This is a genomic window from Kribbella rubisoli, from assembly GCF_004217145.1.
Classification (GTDB): Bacteria; Actinomycetota; Actinomycetes; order Propionibacteriales; family Kribbellaceae; genus Kribbella; species Kribbella rubisoli.
In genome coordinates, this window is sequence record NZ_SHKR01000011.1 from 831,211 (window position 1) to 849,104 (window position 17,894).

16 protein-coding genes are annotated in these 17,894 nt (G+C 68.5%); 3 read left to right on the forward strand and 13 right to left on the reverse strand.

Annotated elements, in window-relative coordinates:
• Positions 1-81: 81 nt before the first annotated feature.
• Positions 82-639 (reverse strand): TetR/AcrR family transcriptional regulator, encoded by a 558-nt coding sequence (locus EV645_RS06805; protein WP_130440821.1) that lies wholly within the window; start codon positions 637-639, stop codon positions 82-84.
• A gap of 90 nt (positions 640-729) precedes the next feature.
• Between EV645_RS06805 and EV645_RS06810 the strand changes: the two genes are divergently transcribed.
• A complete protein-coding gene (locus EV645_RS06810; protein ID WP_130440823.1) occupies positions 730-1,563 on the forward strand; it encodes an oxidoreductase in 834 nt (277 codons plus the stop codon).
• Here the strand turns inward: EV645_RS06810 and EV645_RS06815 are convergent.
• The gene (locus EV645_RS06815; protein ID WP_130440825.1) at positions 1,555-2,697 is read right to left on the reverse strand and encodes an epoxide hydrolase family protein; all 1,143 of its coding nucleotides are present in this window, start codon (positions 2,695-2,697) and stop codon (positions 1,555-1,557) included. The two genes, EV645_RS06810 and EV645_RS06815, sit on opposite strands and share 9 nt — an antisense overlap.
• A gap of 63 nt (positions 2,698-2,760) precedes the next feature.
• Here EV645_RS06815 and EV645_RS06820 point away from each other — a divergent pair, with 63 nt between their 5' ends.
• On the forward strand, positions 2,761-3,738 hold the full coding sequence (locus EV645_RS06820; protein ID WP_130440827.1) for a helix-turn-helix transcriptional regulator: 978 nt from the start codon (positions 2,761-2,763) through the stop codon (positions 3,736-3,738).
• A gap of 16 nt (positions 3,739-3,754) precedes the next feature.
• Positions 3,755-4,576 carry an alpha/beta fold hydrolase gene (locus EV645_RS06825; RefSeq protein ID WP_130440829.1) on the forward strand — a complete coding sequence of 274 codons (822 nt, stop codon included), beginning with the start codon at positions 3,755-3,757 and terminating at the stop codon, positions 4,574-4,576.
• Positions 4,577-4,580: 4 nt separating this feature from the next.
• Here the strand turns inward: EV645_RS06825 and EV645_RS06830 are convergent, their stop codons facing one another.
• The 11 genes from EV645_RS06830 to EV645_RS06880 form a co-directional block, all read right to left on the reverse strand.
• Positions 4,581-6,239, reverse strand: a complete 1,659-nt coding sequence (locus EV645_RS06830; protein WP_130440831.1) for a phospholipase C — start codon at positions 6,237-6,239, stop codon at positions 4,581-4,583.
• Between the two features lie 20 nt (positions 6,240-6,259).
• Positions 6,260-7,489 (reverse strand): iron uptake transporter deferrochelatase/peroxidase subunit, encoded by a 1,230-nt coding sequence (efeB, locus tag EV645_RS06835; RefSeq protein ID WP_130440833.1) that lies wholly within the window; start codon positions 7,487-7,489, stop codon positions 6,260-6,262.
• Entirely contained in the window at positions 7,486-8,610 is a 1,125-nt protein-coding gene (locus EV645_RS06840; RefSeq protein WP_198681495.1) for an EfeM/EfeO family lipoprotein, read from the reverse strand. Before EV645_RS06840 ends, efeB begins: the two co-directional genes overlap by 4 nt.
• Positions 8,611-8,714: 104 nt before the next feature.
• Positions 8,715-9,623: a ribonuclease Z gene (locus tag EV645_RS06845; protein ID WP_198681496.1), complete on the reverse strand. Its 909-nt coding sequence runs from the start codon at positions 9,621-9,623 to the stop codon at positions 8,715-8,717.
• 117 nt (positions 9,624-9,740) lie between these two features.
• Complete coding sequence (locus EV645_RS06850) at positions 9,741-11,996, reverse strand: aminotransferase class III-fold pyridoxal phosphate-dependent enzyme (protein WP_130440839.1); 2,256 nt, start codon at positions 11,994-11,996, stop codon at positions 9,741-9,743.
• Entirely contained in the window at positions 11,993-12,709 is a 717-nt protein-coding gene (locus EV645_RS06855; RefSeq protein ID WP_130440841.1) for an MBL fold metallo-hydrolase, read from the reverse strand. Before EV645_RS06855 ends, EV645_RS06850 begins: the two co-directional genes overlap by 4 nt.
• A gap of 81 nt (positions 12,710-12,790) precedes the next feature.
• Positions 12,791-14,128: a metallopeptidase TldD-related protein gene (locus EV645_RS06860; protein WP_130440843.1), complete on the reverse strand. Its 1,338-nt coding sequence runs from the start codon at positions 14,126-14,128 to the stop codon at positions 12,791-12,793.
• On the reverse strand, positions 14,125-15,576 hold the full coding sequence (locus tag EV645_RS06865) for a TldD/PmbA family protein (RefSeq protein ID WP_130440845.1): 1,452 nt from the start codon (positions 15,574-15,576) through the stop codon (positions 14,125-14,127). The genes EV645_RS06860 and EV645_RS06865 overlap by 4 nt, the downstream gene beginning before the upstream one ends.
• A gap of 163 nt (positions 15,577-15,739) precedes the next feature.
• Positions 15,740-15,958, reverse strand: coding sequence for a hypothetical protein (locus EV645_RS06870; protein WP_130440847.1), 219 nt, complete (start codon positions 15,956-15,958; stop codon positions 15,740-15,742).
• On the reverse strand, positions 15,955-16,755 hold the full coding sequence (locus tag EV645_RS06875) for a COG4280 domain-containing protein (RefSeq protein ID WP_130440849.1): 801 nt from the start codon (positions 16,753-16,755) through the stop codon (positions 15,955-15,957). The genes EV645_RS06870 and EV645_RS06875 overlap by 4 nt, the downstream gene beginning before the upstream one ends.
• Before the next feature lie 161 nt (positions 16,756-16,916).
• The gene (locus EV645_RS06880; RefSeq protein WP_130440851.1) at positions 16,917-17,891 is read right to left on the reverse strand and encodes a pyridoxal-phosphate dependent enzyme; all 975 of its coding nucleotides are present in this window, start codon (positions 17,889-17,891) and stop codon (positions 16,917-16,919) included.
• Positions 17,892-17,894 lie beyond the last annotated feature (3 nt).

Below are 17,894 nucleotides of genomic sequence, written 5' to 3' on the forward strand. Positions count from 1 at the left end.
TCCCGTGCCCTCCTCAGCCAATTCCCTCTGCCTACGAGTAGAGCGCGCCAGACTGAGAACTCCATCGGCCCAACCAATGAATCAGCTGAGAATCTTCTGCACCGCCATCAGCACGGCCCGGCGTCGCACGGTCGCGTTCGGCTCATCGGCGCCGTACTCCGGGTTCATCGACGACCAACTCGTCGCGATCGCCTGGATCAGCGACAACAGGCTGACCGCGCTGAACTGCCTCGTCACCACGCGCCGCCGCATCCCCCGCTGCAGCTCGTCCAGCCGGCTCTGGTTGACCGCGACGATCGCCTCCAACGGCTGACCGTGCGGCCGCTCGAGCCGGTACCAGGTCGAGAGCCGGAGCCGGTCCGGATGCGCCTCGAAGTAGTCGAACACCCGGCCCGCGTACGCCGGGAGGTCGTCGGCGTCGAACCCGACCTCGTCGAGGTATTGCTCCACGGAGGCGCTGAACGCCGCGTCGAACAGCCCGTCCTTGTTGCCGAAGTACGCGTAGAGCATGGCCTTGTTGCACCCGGCCACCTCGGCGATCCGGTCCACCCGCGCGCCGGCGATCCCGCGCGCGGCGAACTCCTCGATGGCGGCGGCCAGGATGCGGGCCTTGGTCCGGTCGGCGTTCCGTTGCTGCATACGACCAGACTAACCAACTGGTCAGTTGATTTCGACCAACCGGTTGGTTAGCTTGGAATTAAACAACCAACCAGTTAGTTAGGCCCAAGCATGAACAAGATTTGGTTGATCACCGGCAGCTCCCGCGGCCTGGGCCGCGCCCTCACCGAGGCCGTGCTGGCCGCCGGCGACCGAGTCGTCGCCACCGCACGCAAACCCGAGCAGCTCGACGACCTGGTCGCGAAGTACGGCGAGCAGATCCGCGCGGTCGCTCTCGACGTGACCGACGCCGCGGCCGCCCGCGCCGCCGTCCGGACCGCACTCGACACGTTCGGTGGCCTGGACGTCGTCGCGAACAACGCCGGCTACGCGAACAGCGCCTCGATCGAGGAAACCCCGGACGACGACTTCCGGGCGCAGATCGAGACCAACCTCTTCGGCGTCGTCAACGTGACGAAGGCCGCGCTGCCGGTGTTCCGCGAGCAGAAGAGCGGGCACTTCCTGCAGTTCTCATCGGTCGGCGGGCGGGTCGGCGGAACCCCGGGTATGGGCGCCTACCAGACCGCGAAGTTCGCGGTCGAAGGCTTCTCCGAGGTGCTCAGCAACGAGGTCCGGCCGTTCGGCGTGAAGGTGACGATCGTCGAGCCGGGCGCCTTCCGCACCGACTGGGGCGGCTCGTCAATGCAGCTCGCGGAGGTCCACCCGGACTACGACTCCACCGTCGGCGAGCTGAACCGCTACCGCCTGGAGACCGACGGCAAGCAACCGGGCGACCCGGCGAAGGCTGCCGAGGCGATCCTGCACATCGCGAACCTCGACAACCCACCGCTGCGTCTCCTCCTCGGCAAGGACGCCCTCACCCACGCCGACCGCGCATCCGTTTCTCGCGCCGAGGAGGCCGCCGCCTGGGCCCACCTGACCACCTCGACCGACTATTCAGCGTAGTGAGCGGAAGAACTCGCGGACGTCGCCGATCAGGATCTCCGGCTCTTCCAGTGCGGCGAAGTGACCGCCGTGGTCGACGTCGGTCCAGCGGGTGATGTTGTTGTCCCGCTCGGCGTACCGGCGGATCGCGACGTCGTGGGCGAACGCGATCACAGCGGTCGGCACCCCGGAGTTCTCCAGCTTGGTCCCCCACGCCTCCTGCTGCGCGTAACCGACGTACGCGGCCGAGCCGGCGGTGCCGGTGAGCCAGTAGATCATCGCGTTCGTGAGCAGCCGGTCCTTGCTGATAATTGCGTCCGGCAAGGTTTCGGCGGGCCAGGTCCAGGCCATGAACTTGTCCATGATCCAGGCCAGCTGCCCGACCGGCGAGTCGACGAGTCCGTACGCCAGCGTCTGCGGCCGGGTGGACTGGATCGAGATGTAGCCGAACTCCTTCTGCAGGAAGCCGCCGATCCGCGCGATCCGGTCCTGCTCGAGCGGCGTCAACGTCTGCAGCTCCTCCTCCGGCAGCGGGAACGGCGGCAGCGAGGGCCCGCCGTTCGTGTGTACGCCGACGACCCGGTCACGTGCCGCACGCGCGACCGCCGGCGAGACAGCGCCACCGATGTCACCACCCTGTACGCCGTACCGCTCGTACCCGAGCTCCTCCATCAGGAGAGCCCACACCTGTCCGACCCGCTCCCTGGACCACCCGCTGGCAGACACGGGCCCGGAGAACCCGAACCCGGGCAGCGAAGGAATCACGAGGTGGAACGCGTCCGCGGCCTGGCCGCCATGGGCGACCGGGTCGGTCAGCGGCCCGATCAGGTCGAGGAACTCGACGATGGAGCCGGGCCAGCCGTGCGTCAGCATCAGCGGCAGCGCGTCCGGCTCGGCCGACCGGACGTGCAGGAAGTGGATCTTCTGACCCTCGATCTCGGTGGTGAACTGGGGATACGAGTTCAGCTCCTTCTCGGCCGCTCGCCAGTCGTACGAGGTCCGCCAGTAGTCGACCAGCGAGGACAGCCAGGAGACCGGTACGCCGGTGTTCCAGTCGTCACCGGGCAGCGGCGCGGGGAGCCGGGTGCTCGCCAGCCTGGTGGCGAGGTCGTCGAGAGTGCTCTGCGGGATGTCGATCGTGAAGGGCTTGATCATGTCTAGAAGTCTGTCACCCACTTAGGACAGCTTTAGTCCTAGCTGCGTGACAGAATCCAAATCATGCTCGAAACCTCGGCCCGGCTCCTCAAACTCCTCTCGCTCCTGCAGCAGCCCAAGGAGTGGAGCGGTGCTGCCCTGGCCGACGAGCTCGCCGTCGGCGTCCGGACCGTACGGCGGGACGTCGACAAGCTCCGCAACCTCGGCTACCCGGTCGACGCCGTACCGGGTGTGGCCGGCTACCGGCTCGGCTCCGGCGCAGCGCTTCCGCCGCTGCTGCTGGACGACGAGGAAGCCGTTGCCGTCGCGATCGGACTGCGCGCCGCCGCGTCCGGCACAGTCGCCGGCACCGAAGAGTCGTCGGTCCGGGCGCTCACCAAGCTCGAGCAGGTCCTACCGTCGAGGCTCCGGCATCGGATCGAGCTGCTCCAGCAGGTCGCGGTCACCCCCGCGGGCGGCCCGTCCGTGCAACCCGACGTACTGCTCGCTGTCGCCGCCGCCTGTCGCGACCACCAGCGGCTCCGGTTCGACTACAGCAACCACGACGGTACGGCGACCACCCGGACGACCGAGCCACATCGGCTCGTGCACACCGGCCGGCGTTGGTACCTCGTCGCGTGGGATCTGGACCGGACCGACTGGCGCACGTTCCGCCTCGACCGCCTCGAGCCGCGGATCCCCACCGGTCCGCGATTCACGCCGCGCGAAGAGGTGCCGGACATCGCGACCACGAACCGAGGCGTCGCGTACGGCGGATACCGCTACCAGGCCCGCATCCTGGTCCACGCACCCGCCGAGCAGGTGGCCGACCGCTTCGGCCCGAGCGTCGCGACGGTGACACCGATCGACGGCGCCCATACCAAACCGTTTGGTATGGAGACGGCGACGACGCTGGTCGAGACCGGCGCGAACTCCCTCGACGAGATCGCCTTCTACCTCGGTCGGCTGGATCACCCGTTCGAGATCCAGTCGCCGCCGGAATTGATCGAGCGCGTCCGCGACCTGGCGACGCGCCTGGCAGCGTCGATTCCGCCGCCCTGACCGGTACCGTTCAGACATGCAGGATCGGTACGTCGAGACCGTGCTGGGCCGGATCCGCTTACGCATCGACGGATCGGGGCCCGCGATGCTGTTCTGGCCGAGCCTGCTGATGGACGGCACGCTCTGGTCCGCCCAGGCCGCGCACTTCGCCGACCGCTTCCAGGTCATCCTCGTCGATCCACCCGGTCACGGCGGAAGCCAACCGCTGACCGGGCCGTTCACGTTCGAGCAATGCGCACAGGTGATCACCCAGATCCTCGACGACCTCGGCGTCGACAAGGCACACCTGATCGGCAACAGCTGGGGCGGCATGATCGGCGGCACATTCGCCGCCCTGCATCCGGACCGGATCGGCATCGCCGTCCTGATGAACGCCACGGCCTCACCCGCGGGCCGTCGGCAACGATTCGAGTACGGCGTGCTGACCCGCACCGCGCAGCTCCTCGGCGGGATCCGCGGACCGCTCAAGGCACCGGTGCGGGACGCGTTCCTCGGCCCGACCGCCAGGAGCGAGAAGCCCGAGGTCGTTGCCACAGTCAACGAACTGGCCGCGAAGGTGAACATCACCTCGGGCCGGCACGCGGTCACCAGCGTGGTCCCACGCCGCCCCGATCAACGCGCGCTGTTCGGCCGGATCCGCACGCCGGTCCTGGTTGTCGCCGGCGGGGAGGACCAGACGTTCCCGCCCGACGAGACCGAGGAGATGGCCGATTCGATCCCCGGCGCGCGCTTCGTCGTACTCGAGCAGTCGGCGCATCTGGCCGCGCTCGAGTCCCCGAAAGAGGTCAACGCCCTGATCGACGACTTTCTCGCCGACCAGGGCGCTGCAACCTACTAGCGGACTAGCGGACCACGGCCCCGGTCTTCGGGTCCAGGATCAGCTTGCTCTTGCTCGGACGCTGCCAGAAGTTGAACATGCCGTTCAGGCTGCCGGCGCTCTGGTCGAACGAGTGGTCGCCGATCCGGCCGGTGCGCCAGTTGTCCTCGATGAACTTCAGGATCGAGGACTGGTCGGTCACCGCGTGGTCGACGTGGTTGGTCTTCGAGTACGGCGAGACCACGAGCAGCGGCAGGCGCGGACCGTAGCCGCAGCGGTCGGCGTACCCGCCGGAGACCGCGTCCTTGCCACAGGTCGCGGCCTGGTCGAGCGCCGCGTCCTTGGAGCCGTTCACGGTCGGCGACTTCTGGTGGTCGTACCAGCCGTCGGAGTCGTCGTAGGCCAGGACGACCGCGGTCGAGGACCACTCCTTCGACTTCTGCAGCTGGTTGATCTCCTTGACGATGAACGCCTGCTCGTCCAGCGGGTCGGAGTACCCGGCGTGCCCGTCCTGGTACTCACCGGCCTTCAGGAAGCTGACCGCCGGCAGGTTGTTCGCCGCGACAGCCGCGTCGAAGTCCGAGGTGTCGTACTGGTGGTTGGCCTGGTCGGTGTGACCGATCGCCTTCACCGAGGTCGGCGGCAGGTGCTTCGGGTTCGACGTCGACTTGTAGTACTGGAACGGCGAGTGGTGCGGGCTGTAGTCGGCCGCTGCGATACCGCCGACGTTGTTGTGCGTCGCGCCGCAGACGGCCTTGCCGTCGACGGTGCTGGTCGGCTTGAAGCCGCCCTGGAACCAGCCCCAGGTGACGTGCTTCTGGTTGAGCAGGTCGCCGATGTTCTGTCCGTGCATGACGGCCAGGTTGTTCGCCGACTTGCCGTTGTTGTTCGAGCAGTCGTCGTAGTACGGGTCGGGGTCGTTGGTGATCGTGCCGATCCCGTTCTTGTCCGGCGACTGGACGACGTACGCGTCGGTGGTCGGCTGACCGGTCTTCGGATCGACGGCCTGGCCCCCGTGGGTCTGGCCGGAGATCAGGTTCAGCGCGCCCGGGGTGGACGGGCCGTAGACCGTGTCGTACGAGTTGTCGCTCATCGAGTAGTGCTGCGCGTAGTTCCACATCGCGGTGACGGTGTTGCCGTCGTAGTAGTCCATCACCAGGCCCGGCTCACCGAACAGCACCGGCTGGCCGGTGCACTTGTCGGTCTCGGTGTTCTCGACGAACTTGTCCATCTTGCCGCCGTTGACGGCCTTCTGCTCCGGACCGTAGCCGTGGTTCTGGTCGCAGGTCAGTGCCTGCGACGGAGCCAGCCGCTTCGGGTTGTACGCGTTCGGGTTGTTCGTCAGCAGCTTCTTCGACAGCCCGTTCACCTTGGGCGTGTTCCGGGCCGCCTTGAACGGCGTGCCGTCGGTGTTGGTCGCGTTCGGGTAGGTACCGAAGTAGTGGTCGAACGAGATGTTCTCGCCGAAGATCACCACGACGTGCTGGATCGGCGACGACGGGTGGACCGTCGGGAACGAAAAGGCGGCGTCGCCCACCTGTGCGCTACCGCCCTGACTGCTCACACTCCCCTTGCCGCCCCCACTGGCGACGCCCTGATTGGTGCCGCCGCCGCTACAGGCGACCAGCAACAGGCTCGTCGCGGCCACGCCGGCCGTGGCGAGCACACGGAGTCTTGCGCGCATGCCTTCTCCTCTTAGGTAAATCATGCGAGCAACGACCGCCCGAAGTGGTCGTTGCCGTCCCGAACACCGGGAAGAACAAAGAAGTAGCCGCCACCGACCGGCCGGATGTAGTCGACGAGCGGCTCGTCGATCAGCCGGGTCTGCACGGCCTCGAACTGCCGGGCGATGTCCTGCTGGTAGCAGCAGAACAGCAGCCCCATGTCCAGGTCACCGACCGCGTCGGTGCCCTTGTCGTAGTTGTAGCCGCGGCGCAGGAACTGGCTGGCCGCAGTACTGGTGGTGCGCGGGTTGGCCATCCGGATGTGGCTGGTCAACGGGATCGCGCCGCCGGTCGGATCGGCCGGGTAGTTCGGGAGGTCGGTCTCGCTGTTGCCGTCCAGCGGTGCGCCGGAGTCGCGGCGACGGCCGAACATGTTCTCCTGCTCGCCGAGCGACACCCGGTCCCAGAACTCGACCAGCATCCGGATCTGCCGCAGCACCTGGTAGCTGCCGCCCTCGGTCCAGGCCGGCTCGCCATTGGCGATGCCGTCCTTGCCGACCCAGACGAGCTTGTCGTGATCGGCGACCGCCGGCTTCACGATGCCGTCCTTGAAGCCCATCAGGTTGCGCTGCGTCCCGGACGGCCGCGGCGGGCTCTGGAAGCCGTCGACCCGCCAGCGCAGCTGCATCGCGCCGCGGGTGTGCCGGGCGATGTCCCGCAGCGCGTGCAGCACGGTGTCGCTCTCCGTCGCGCACAACTGCAGGCTCAGATCCCCGTGACACAGGCTGTCGTCCAGGCTGTCGTTGGGGAATTCCTTCATCGGCTTCAGCTTCGCCGGCTTGCGATCCTCGAGGCCGTACCGCGCGTCGAACAGCGACGCCCCGACGCCGACGGTGACCGTCAGATCGTCACCCGGCATGTCCGGACCGAGTACGCCGGAATCGGCCGGCGGAGCGGTGATCCCCAACGGCGCAAGGGCACCGCCCGCGGTCAGCAGTCTCGCCCGCTCGGTCACCGTCTTGAACAGCTCGGCGAGCTCGGCCTTGTTGGCCGCGATCACGTCGAACGACGCGAAGATCGCCTGCTTCTGCGGATCGTTCGTGATGCCGGCCTGATGCTCGCCGTGGAACGGCACCGCGGTCGTCGGAGCCGCAGCGGCCGTGGAACCGGCCAGGCCGGCCACAGCCGCGGTTCCGACGCCGGTCACGGCTGCCGCGCCGGCGCCGGCCAGCGTGCCGCGCAGGAACGAGCGACGGTCGAAGCCGGTCATCCAGCCCTCCGAACTTCACAGATGGCAGCGACGTTGGCGAGCTTCTCCAGCAACTCGCCGACCGCGCCGTTGAGTTGCTCCCGGGTTTTCTGGTCCAGCTGCGCGACCGGGGTGTTCTGGTGCGCGGTCAGCAGTGCCCGGACCCGGGCTTCCCACTGCTGCACCTGCGGCAGCTCAGGGTCGCGAGGCTTGAGGACCGGGTCGAGGATGGCCAGCACGTTCGCCGTACCGTTCAAGTTGGCCAGTGCGGTGTTCAGCGACGTACCGCTGCCCTGGTCGTTCTCGCCGGTCAGCTCGAACTGGAGCGCGTTCTCCATGATCTCGTGGGCGCGGAGCCCGAGATCGTTCGGATCGACCTGCTCATTGGGCAGATCCTTCTGTAGCCCGTGTACGTCGGCCGCGAGCTGGCCCGCGATCGGCTTCAAGCTGGCGGCGGAGGCGTTGTGCCACAGGCCCTTCTCCAACGGGTGGAAGCCGCCGGAGCCGTCGATCTTGTCCGCGAAGTCGCCGAACGCGTCGTACGCCGCACCGAGCGAGTTGTAGGCCATATGCGCGGGCAGCCAATCGGCCCGGGCGGCGACCAGGTTGCCGGCGTCCACGTCGGCGCGCAGCTTGTCCGTCTTGACCGCCAGGCCGGCGACGCCGGTGGCGACCGCGGCCTGGTACTGCTTCACCAGCGGCAGCATGTCGTTCTTGGTGACGGCGACCGCGGCCGGGCCGGCCTTCCCGTCGCCCGCGACACTGACCGTCGGGCCGGTGATCGCGTCGGTGTCCTCGATCAGGCAGCGGATCGCGTACCGGCCCGCGCCGAGTTGCACGTCCATCGGTGCGGACGTGTTCGGGCCCAGGCCCTCCACCTCGCCGTACACCTTGTTGCTGTCGACGTCGACGAGATCGACCTCGGCGGCCGCGTCACCGGTGTTGTGCAGGGTGATCGTCTGCCGACCGGTCTTCGCATCAGTCCAGCCCTGGCCGCACGCACTGCGGGAGACCGCCACTTCCGACGGGCCGCCGGCCGCGTCGGCGGACGAGCTGTGCCAGGGCCGCCAGATCGCCAATGCGACTACCGCTCCTACGACTACCAGCGAGACGGCCGCGGGCAACGGACGGGGGGTGCGCACGAGATGTTGCTCCTGAGGCTTGGGCAGATCCATTCGTCGCTGATACTAATCACGAGGTTGCCGGGGAGTGGCGTTGTTGGCCCGCTCGTCATCCAGTGTTCGCCCTACCGGCGGGTCGGGACCGGGGTGCGAGACAGATCTGAAGCGACGACGATGTCGCCGGAGAACTCGGCGGCGGCTTCGCTGAGAAAACGCTCAGGTTCCTGATAACGCTGGGAAAAGTGGGTCAGGACCAAGGTTCGTACGCCGCACCCGGCCGCGACACGGGCTGCCTGCCGGGCCGTCAAATGCCCGAAACGACGGGCTAAATCGGCCTCCGACGAGAGGTACGTCGACTCGATCACCAGCATGTCGGCGTCCTCGGCCAGACGCAGTACGTTCTCGCACAACCGGGTGTCCATGATGAACGCGAACCGTTGCCCCGGCCGCGGTTCGCTGACGTCCTCGATCCGCACGGTCCGGCCGTCCACCTCGAGGGATCCGGCCTGTTGGAGCCGACCGATGGCCGGGCCAACGATGCCGTGGGCAGCGAGTCGGTCGGGCAGCATCCGGCGGCCGTCGGGCTCGATCAGCTGGTATCCGAACGAGTCCACCGAGTGCTCCAGGCGACGCGCCCACAACTGCCCGAACGACCCGACGGTCAGCAGCCCGTCCTCCTCCACCGGCTCCTGGAGCAATTCGGCCCGCTCGTAGAACGACGCGGCGTACCGCAGACGCGTGAAGTACTTCTGACCCGATGCCGGATAGTGCGCCCGGACCGGATGCGGTACGTCGTCCAGCGACAACCGCTGCACGATTCCCGGCATGCCGAGACAGTGATCGCCGTGGAAATGCGTGATGCACAATCGCGTGATCGCGCCGGCCGCGACTCCGGCGTACAGCATCTGCCGCTGGGTGCCCTCGCCGGGATCGAAGAGGAATCCCTCGTCGTCCCAGCGCAGGAAGTACCCGTTCTGCGTGCGTTCCCGCGACGGCACTTGACTGCCGGTCCCGAGCACGACGAGTTCACGCACCCGCCCAAGATTAGGGCATGTCTCCCAGTCCCGCGCCGTAGCGAGCAGGTGCTCGGTGCGGTGCATCGCCGCGCCGAGTGCCGCGCAGTAGGCGCGGGACTGGGAGATATGCCCTAGCTAACCGAGAGCCTGCTGGAACGCGATGAGGAAACGATCGACCTCTACCGATGTCCAGATCAGCGGCGGCCGGATCTTCAGCACTCCCCCGCCGGGCCCGGTCGTCCCGACCAGTACGCCGTGAGCTCGCAACCGCTCAGCGAAGCCGGCCGCATCGGGCAGCTCCACTCCCAACATCAACCCTTGACCACGCACCGGCAGCTCCGGCACCAGCGCCTCCAGCCCGGCACGCAACTCCGCGCCGACCGCACCGGAATGCGCGACCAGCCCGGTCTGCTCGATCACGTCCAGCACGGTCAACGCGGCAACACAGGACACAGGGTTGCCGCCGAAGGTGCTGAAGTACTCGTCCACCTCGCTGAACGCCTGGGCGATCTCCCGCCGGGTGATCAGCGCCGCGACCGGATGACCATTGCCCATCGGCTTGCCGAGGGTGACGAAGTCCGGGGTCAGTCCGAAGTCCTGGAATCGCCACAGGTTCCTTCCGCCGCGCCCGAAGCCGGCCTGGACCTCGTCTGCCAGGAACAGCCCGCCGGCCGCCCGCGTCGCGTCCTGCAATCCCCGCATGAAGTCGTCCCGCGGCGTCAGGATCCCCGCTCCGCTGAACACGCTGTCGACCGCGAGCAACGCCGGATCGTGACCGGCCCGCTGCAGATCCGCCCGGGCCGCACCGACCCGCGCGATCGCAACTGGTCCGTCGTCCCGGGGATCTCGCGGTGCCTCGAAGACCGCGACGTGGGCGGGCCGCGCCGATGCCGGGTACGTGTTGGTCGAGAACGCTGCAGTCGCCTCGCTGACCCCGTGGTACGCCAGGTCCGCGACGATCGCGCCACCGCGTCCTGTCACGACCCTGGCCATCCGCCAGGCCAGATCGTTGGCCTCGCTACCGGAGTTGGCGAACACGCACGTGTCCAGTCCGTCCGGCATCGAGGCGACCAGCCGCTCGGCGAGCTCGACCACGTTCGAGTGCAGGTACCGCGAGTTCAGATTCAGTACGGCGGCCTGCCGCGAGATCGCCTGTACGACGGCCGGGTGGGTGTGCCCGACGACGGGAACGTTGTTGTAGGCATCGAGATACCGGCGTCCGTCGGCGGTGTAGATCCACGGACCTTCCGCTCGAACGACCTGCAACGGCTCGCGGTAGAACAACGGCGACAGCTCGCCGCCGAGGGCTGCCTTCCGGCGTACCAGCAAGGTCGGGTCGGGTGCTGTGGCGACGCGCGACGTGCCGCAGAGGCGGTGGAAGCGGTTGGTCAGCTCGCTCTGTCCGAGTTCGCCGAGCTGGTCGAGGATGCGCCAGCTGCCGACGACGAGACTGGTCAGATACTCCTCGTTGTCGGGATAGAGCGGCGCGCGCCAGGCCGAGATGAGCACGCTGGCGGCGGACCGGGCCAGGACCAGTTCGCCGATCAGCTCCACCTCGGCGGGCTCGAGCGGCAGCACCCGCTGATAGCCGTCGAGGAAGCGGCCGGCGTCGGCCCACAGATCCCCGGACTCCCGCAGCAACGAGGTGAGGCCGATCGCGAGATCGGCGACCCGTGCGGTGTGGTGCATGTCGCCGAAGTCGATCACGCCGGAGATGCCGCCGTCGGCCAGCAGCAGGTTGCTCAACGTCACGTCGCCGTGCAGCGTTGACGCCGGGAGCTTGCGGGTAGCCTCGGCGAGACCGGCGAACCGATCGAGCAGGCGCTGCATCGGGGCGCGCCGGCGTACGTCGGGCAGGCTGTCCGCGTACGGCCGCAGGTCCGCGACGTGGCGCGGATCCCAGTCGAGGCGGCGATGTGCCGACGGGTGTCCGAAGCCCTGGAGCGCGCGGGTCAAGCGGCCGCTGATCACGCCGAACCCGTACGCGAACCAGTCCGGCAGCGCGGTCAGGTCGGCCACCTCGCCGGGCAGGACCGTGATGACCCGGACCAGATGTGTCCGACCGTCATCAGCCTGGACCCTGGTGACCGGCGCGCCGGTCGTGCTGGGGATCAGCCGTGGGATCGGCAGGTCCGGATCGACGCGCGCGACGTGCTCCATCGCGGCGCACTCCATCGCGATCTGGCCCGCATCGTCCCCGGAGTTCGACACCTTGACCACGAGCCGCCGGCTGCCGGCCTCGGCGAGGAAGTTCCGGTCGCGTTCACTGCGCAGCTCGGTCACCACGGCGTCGAGGCCGTACTCCGACCGCAACAGCTGCGCCGCCGTACGGACGTCGACCTTCGGCGGATCCTCGACCATGCTCGCCGTCTGGCCCCCGGTCTGCGTCATGACGCCGGCTCCCAGACCACGCGGCCGCGTCCCCAGAACGCCAGCTGTTCGGGAGTATCGAGGTACTGCGGGACGCCCTCCGCGTCGAGCCGGAGCGGTGCGTCGTGCCCCGGGTAGACCACATCGGCGAGCTGCGCGACCCGTTTGACCGAAGCAACCGCCCGGGCCTGGTCGTACGGATGTCCCGAAGCGACGCCGGCGCGTAGCGCCTCAGCCGTGGGAACGGCGTCGGCGCTCAGGACTGCTGTCCCGTTCCGGGTACTCACCGCTAGGCCGATCGATCCCGGGGTGTGGCCCGGAAGATCCAGCACCTGCACGCCGGGCAGCGGCTCGTCGCCCTCACCAGTCGCGTGGACATCCAGATCGTCGAGGATCCTCCGGGTCCACCGCGGTGTGCCCAGGTCGGCGGCCGGCGGGTCCGCCAGGTTACGGAGCTCGTCAGCGTGCAACAGAACCCGGGCGTCCCGGAAGAAGTCGACGTTCTGCACGTGGTCCCAGTGACCGTGCGACAGCACTACAGTGCCGATATCCGCAGGCTCCAGGCCGCGCGCGGCCAACGCCTCGAGCAACCACCGGCGCCGGCCGGCGTGCCCGCAGTCGAACACCAGGCGGCCTGCGTCGGTCTCGACCAGGTGGACGGAACAGAATGCCGGGTTGCCCTGCGAGGTACGCAGCGAGTAGCCGCTCAGCAAGGTCGTGAGCGTCGGTTTCATCGGCTCCTCGTGGAGGATCGGTGGGTGGAACGGCAGCGCCCCGCGCCGGTCATGAGCACGTAAGCCCGGGGCGCTGCCGGCTCAGGTGAGGACGAGCGGTCCGGCGTCGATCAGCAACGACGGGACGACCACGCTGTCCATGAACGTCTGGTCGCCGATCTCCCGAACCGCGCCGACCGCCAGTACGGCGTTCAGCACCTCGTCCATCCGGAAGGTAAATCGCAATTGCGGATGCCATGCGACCAGCTTGCCGTCCTCGGCCCAGTACGTCGCGTCCCTGGTGGTGCCGGTAACCAGCGTCTGTTTGGGGTGCAGCACCCGCAGGTAGTCGAGCCGGTTGACCACCAGACCACTGCCACACTCGGCGAGCAACTCGTCCTCGCTTGCATCACCGGCGTCCAGCAACAGGTGCGACGGCACCGGATCGCCACCGAACCGCCAGCCGTCCGGCACCGCGTGACCGGTCGGGACACCGCCGGTCAGCTCGGCCCGGCGCTGGTCGGACACCACACCGGTCAGCACACCACGGTCGATCAACGGCGTCCGCCGCCGAACGTTGCCTTCAGCATCGAACCCGCTGAGCAGCCCGGCCGCGTCGGTCGCATCGTCGACAAGGGTCAGCTGCTCACTGACGACCTGCTGTCCCATCCGGCCGGCCAGCACCGACCGGCCGCTCGCGTAGTGCTGCGCGCCGAGGGCCCAGTGCCCGAAGGTCGCGATCAGCGTATTCACCGCGGACGGTTTGAGCAGCACCCGGCAGGTGCCGCGGAAGGGCTCGCGCACCGGCAGCGGCCGCAGCGCGTCGCGCAGCCGAGCCGGAATGCCGGCGACCGGGATCAGGTCGGCGTCGCGGTGCACCAGCTTGACGCTCGCGGATTGTCCGTCCTGCTTCGCGATCGCCTGGATCGATGCCTTGGTCAACGTTTCGGACCGGAACAGGCCGGCCGAGTCAGCGACGACCCGGTCGAGTACGTCGTACCGGATCGCGCCGCCGAGGCGGGCGGAGTCGTCGAGCCCGTCGCGTACCGTGGCGAACCATTCGTGCCGTACGGCGGGATCGCAGTCGAGGACGGACCTCGCCGGCTCCACGACAACCTGCTCGACCTCGGGCGTCGTACCCGAAGACACCGGCGCCGGCTCGACCTCACCGGACGGGGCCGGGAGGTCGGCGAGAGCTGCCGTGAGCCGGTCCGCGAGGACCTTGACCGCAGCCGGCTCGAGGGTCTCCAGGGTGCCTCCGGCGGTCCGCGCGCCCCGGTTCACCTTGACCCGGACCCGCAGCCTGCGTTCGCTGTGCTGCGCGGTGATCTCGGATTCGGCGTACCGCAACAGTTCGGCGTTCTCGCCGAGCACGTCCAGCCGGGTCCCCGGCCCGAGGATGTCCAGCGCCTGCTCGATGTCTGCTCGCTCGATGCTCATCGTCCCACCTGCACGTTCTGGAAACGTCCCGGCACGGTGCCGTGACCGACATGAGCCACCTGCAGCGGCTCGCCCTTGTTACACGACGGGACGCCGTGCAACTTCCACTCGTCCGGACCGCCGAGTGCGTCCAGCCCGGCCCAGAACTGCGGTGTGACGCTCTGGTAGCTGCAGTTCTTCAGCAGCCGGCCGAGCTTGCCGTCGCGGATCTCCCAGCCGAGCTCGGTGGTGAACCGGAACGACATCCGCTGGTCGTCGATCGAGAAACCGCGGTTGGTGTCGACCAGGATGCCGCGCTTGGTGCCGGCGATCATCTCCGCCAGCGAGGACTCCCCCGGCTCCAGGCAGATGTTGGTCATCCGGACCAGCGGCAGCCGCTGCCACCCGTCCGCACGGGACGCTCCGGTGGGCCGGTCGCCCAGCGCCGCCGCCGACTCGCGGCCGGACATGTAGCCGAGGAAGATGCCGTCCTTGACCAGCTGGGTCCGCTGGGCCGGCACCCCCTCGTCGTCGTACCCGAACGAACCCAGTCCGCCGGGGATGGTGGCATCGGCGTACGCCGAGACGATCGGCGAGCCCCAGCGGAAGTTGCCGCGCCGCTCGGGTGTGGCGTACGTCCCGCCGGCCAGGCTGGCCTCCGTGCCCAGTGCCCGGTCGGCCTCCATCGGGTGACCGGCGCACTCGTGCAGGACCATGGCCAACTGGTTGCCGCCAGCAATGAGTGTGGTGACCTCGTCAGGGCATTGCGGCGCAGTGAGCAGCGCGACCGCCTCGGCGGCGACCCGAGCCGCGTTCTCCACCAGGCCGAGCGATTCGACATGTTCCCAGCCCGCGGTGGCGAAGTCTCCGCGCTGGCCGCGGATCTGCCGCGGGACGCCCTGCGGGAACGATCTGCGCTGCAGGTCGTCGCCGTTGCCGGCGTTGACCATCAGGCCGCCGCCGCTCTCGGTGAGGGTCTGCTCGATCAGCGCGCCCTCGGTGTTCGCGAACACCTTCTCGTCGCGGTACAGGTCGATCGACGCCTCGATCTGCTGGACCAGCGGACCGGCCGTCGACGCCTCCTTCACGGTGGCCGACAGCAGATCCAGCTTGGTGGACAGCGGAACTTCGAACGGGTCGACCCGCATCGGCGACGACCAGGTCGCCCGGGTCGTGACCGGATCACCGAGGGCCACATGGCCGCCACCGCCGGCGGCGCGGGCTTGGCCGACCGCCTGCGCGATCACGCTGTCGAGGCCGTTCGGGTCCAGCCGGTGGGTGGCGGCGAAACCCCACTGCCCGCCGATCAGGACGCGCAGCCCGAGGCCGAGCGAGTCGTCGTAGCCGACCTCACCGGGGCCGTCGAGCTCGACCAGAACCTGCTCGTGGGTACGCCGGACCACCCGGATGTCGCCGTACTGCACGTCCGCGGGCAACAGGGCCAGCACGGTCTCGGCGGTGTCTCGCATCACTCGGACCTCCGATTTGGGACGGGGTGAAGCCTCACCGTAGCAGACACTACGAGATTTTGAATAGAGGTCGTGATCACTACAGAACTGTTCGGCGGACAGCGATCGGCCCCGGTCCGCGCGAGGCGCGTACCGGGGCCGATCGTCAACAGGGACAGGCGTTTCAGCGTTTCTTCGGCCGGACGTCGATCGCCAGGCTGATGCTGAACGCGACGACGATCAGAGCTCCACCCAGCAGGGTCAGCCCGGTGTCACCGAACAGCTTGGCCGTCATCGCTGCGAACAGGACGACCAGGGCGAGCACCACGGCGACCGCGATCTTCCAGTCGTCGCCGATGATGAAGTCGTACCAGAACTGCCCGAAGGCCTTGAGGAACTTCACTTCTTCACCTCCACCGCGATGTCAGGGGCACCCACCGGCGCCGGAGCGGCCGGCTTGCGCAGCGCGGCCACGAAGATCCGGCTGAGCACCAGCCAGGCGGCGATCAGGACCAGGATCATCAGGTCGTGCCCGGGCCAGTTCAGGCTCTCGCGGCCGTCGCGGAAGATGCCGATTCCCTCGACCGCCCAGTAGGTCCCGAACGAGGCGAGCAGCAGGCCGACGCCGTACTTGAGCAGGTTCTCGTTGATCATCGACAGCGGCCGGCGCAGCGCGATCGCGATCACGAGCACGATCACCACGGCCGCGGCGGCACCGAGGCTGGCAGCCGGGATGTTGTTCGCGTTCAGGCCGAAGGTCAGCACGATGAAGACGACCTCCATCCCCTCCAGGAACACACCCTTGAACGAGACCATGAACGCGAACAGGTCCAGGCCGCCCTTGCTCTCGCCGGCCGACTTGGCCGCCTCCACCTCCTCGCGGTAGATCGCGTCCTCGTCATGGACGGCCTTTCGTCCGGACGATCTGAGGATCGCCTTGCGGAGCCACTGCAGTCCGAAGATCAGCAGCAGACCGCCGATGGCGAGTTGCAGCGCAGACTCCGGGAGCCAGTTCGCCAGCGCGTAGCCGGCCGCGAGCGTCACCACCGCGAGCGCACCGAGCGCCGCGAACGTGCCGACCAATGCCGACTTCCAGCTCCGCGTGTAGCCCATCGCCATGACGATCGTGGTGGCTTCCACCATCTCCACGAAACACGCGACGAACGTCGCGACGATCAACCCCCACGTTGCCGCGTCCATCTCTCACATCCTCAGGTTGATGAAACATATGTTGCAAGCAACGATAGTTACATCGCTCTAAGTGTGTCAATGCACCGAGGGCTCCGGTGGGCACGGACGGATCCGGGCATGCCGAAGCACCCGAGGTGATCAGGGAGTCACCTCGGGTGCGTCGGGGCAGGTCAGGCGAGCGCGGCCACCAACGTGCTCGCGGAGATGTTGCCGCCGCAGGACACGACGGCGACCCGCTTGCCTTCCAGTTCGGTACGACGTGCCCGCGCGGCCGCGAACGCCATCGCGGCCGAGCCTTCGATCAGCTGGTGCTCGGTGTCGATCACCGTCCGCAACGCGGCGCTGATCGCGTCCTCGCTGACCAGCACCCAGTCGTCGACCAGCTCACGGCACAGGTCGAACGTGATGCTGCCCGGCTCGACGCTGCCCGCAGTGCCGTCGGACAGCGTCGCCTGGGCGTCGACCTGAATGATCTTCCCGGCCCGCACGGACGCGGCCATCGCGTCGTCGCGCACCGGCGAGGCGCCGTACACCGTGATCCCCGGCAGGTGCTTCTTGAGCACCGACGCGACGCCGCTGATCAGCCCGCCGCCGCCGACCGCGACCACCACCGCGTCGAGCGGAGCACCGCCCAGCTGCTCGAGGATCTCGACGGCGACCGTGCCCTGGCCGGCGATGATGTCCCGGTCGTTGTACGGCGGCACATAGGTCAGGTCGTGCTCGGCCGCATAAGCCCGCGCCTTCGGTTCGAGTACGCCGGAATCGTTGCCCTCGGCCCGGATCTCCAGTCCGAGCCGGCGCAGCGCGGCGACCTTGCTCGGCGAGGCGTTCTCCGGCAGGTAGACGATGCCGTGCCCGCCCAGCGTGGCGAGCGCGTTGCCGACCCCGAGGCCGTGATTCCCGGTCGAGGCGGTCACCACCCCGGCCTGCCGCTGCTCGTCGGTGAGGGTGAGGATCTTCGCCATCGAACCGCGAGCCTTGAACGAGCCGGTCCGCTGCAGGTGCTCGCTCTTCACCATCAGGTCGGCGCCGAGCTCGTCGCTGAGCGCGCCGTACCGCACGAACGGCGTCGGCGGCAGGTGCTCACGCAGCCTTGGCGCGACCCGTTCCGAGCGCTCGGCGGCTTCCGCGGGGCTGAACGTCATGCA